Consider the following 1,554-nt stretch of genomic DNA (forward strand, 5'->3'; position numbering starts at 1 on the left):
TTAGAAAGCAATTTATGAAATTTATAGTTTATTAGCAGTATCTCAGCGATTAACCTTTGTGTTAATGATTGAGTACTGCTATAATACGGCGCTTTATATCCTAAGCTTATTCTAGATTGTTTTTTATAAAAACTGGTCAGAATTGGGCTTACCTTATAAATCTCCTTGCTATTAACATAGGGTTAATAGCTACTAATCCGTAAGGAGTCATAATGCGACATTACGAACTGGTGTTACTTGTACACCCAGACCAAAGCGACCAAGTGGTCGGCATGGTTGAGCGCTACATCAAGTTAGTTCAAGACAACAACGGTGTTATCCATCGTTTAGAAGATTGGGGCCGCCGTCAATTGGCATATCCAATCAACAAGATTCACAAAGCTCACTACGTTCTTTTCAATATTGAAACTGACGGTGAAACTTTGGCTGAACTTGAAGAATTATTCCGCTATAACGACGCGATCATTCGTAGTCTAGTTATGCGCCGTGACGAAGCTGTCACTGAAGAGTCGCAGTTAGCCAAGAATGCCGATGAAAAACGCGCACGCAAAGCAACTACTCGTCGTCCAGACAATCGTGAAAACGATAGCGACGACAACGACAACAGTGAAGACTAATTAAAGGAGAATACTCATGGCACGTTTCTATCGCCGTCGCAAATTCTGCCGTTTCACTGCTGAAGGCATCACTCACATCGACTATAAAGATGTTGAATTGCTAAAACAGTACATCAGTGATAATGGTAAAATCGTACCAAGCCGCATTACCGGTACATCTACTAAATATCAGCGTCAACTAGCTACTGCTATCAAGCAAGCTCGTTACTTATCGCTACTTCCATACACTGATAACCATCAGGGTTAACCGTTAATTAACTAGGAATGACTCATGCAAATTATTTTGTTACAGCGTATCGTCAACCTTGGTAAACTCGGTGAAACTGTCGATGTAAAACCAGGTTACGGACGTAACTTTCTTATCCCTTTGGGTAAAGCACTACCTGCTACTAAAGCTAACATTGAAAAGTTCGAAGCACGTCGTGCTGAGCTTGAAGCTGAAGAAGCAAAAGAAATCGCTAGTGCTCAAGAGCGTGCTGATGCTTTAACTGATGTTAATGTCATCATGCGTGCTAAATCAGGTGACGAAGGCAAGCTATTCGGCTCTATCGGTACTCGCGATATCGCCGAAGCATTGACTAACTCAGGTCTAGAAGTAGATCGTGCTGAAATCAAGCTTCCTGGAGGCACTTTACGTCAAGTTGGCGAATACAATGTTGATATTCAGCTACACCATGACGTTACTGCTAGCATCTTGGTTACCATTCTTTCTGAAGATGGTAACAACGAAGATTCTGCTGACGAAGAAGCTGCTGACGAAGACTATTCTGAAGAGTAATCTTCTATATAGTTAGACTCAGTCTATAAAAAGCCAGCAACCTTAGGTTGCTGGCTTTTTTTGTCTATGTTTTATGGTTACGCCCTATTTTGTTTAAGTAAGAGCTGTCAGAATATTGAAGCGTGTCCTCATTAAAAAAAGGTGATACACATTCGCTAA

3 protein-coding genes are annotated in these 1,554 nt (G+C 41.0%); all 3 read left to right on the plus strand.

Annotation, left to right across the window (positions count from 1 at the left end):
• The first annotated feature begins 212 nt into the window (after positions 1 to 212).
• From rpsF to rplI, 3 genes are read left to right on the plus strand one after another with little or no spacing between them, the layout of a single operon-like run.
• Positions 213 to 617, plus strand: coding sequence for a 30S ribosomal protein S6 (rpsF, locus tag ACT3SX_RS14975; RefSeq protein WP_057759380.1), 405 nt, complete (start codon positions 213 to 215; stop codon positions 615 to 617).
• A gap of 16 nt (positions 618 to 633) precedes the next feature.
• Positions 634 to 864: a 30S ribosomal protein S18 gene (rpsR, locus tag ACT3SX_RS14980; protein ID WP_010198808.1), complete on the plus strand. Its 231-nt coding sequence runs from the start codon at positions 634 to 636 to the stop codon at positions 862 to 864.
• 24 nt (positions 865 to 888) lie between these two features.
• Entirely contained in the window at positions 889 to 1,395 is a 507-nt protein-coding gene (rplI, locus tag ACT3SX_RS14985; protein ID WP_192520964.1) for a 50S ribosomal protein L9, read from the plus strand.
• Positions 1,396 to 1,554: the final 159 nt, after the last annotated feature.

The sequence above is a fragment of the Psychrobacter sp. AOP31-B2-9 genome (genome assembly GCF_052378005.1).
Lineage (GTDB): Bacteria > Pseudomonadota > Gammaproteobacteria > Pseudomonadales > Moraxellaceae > Psychrobacter.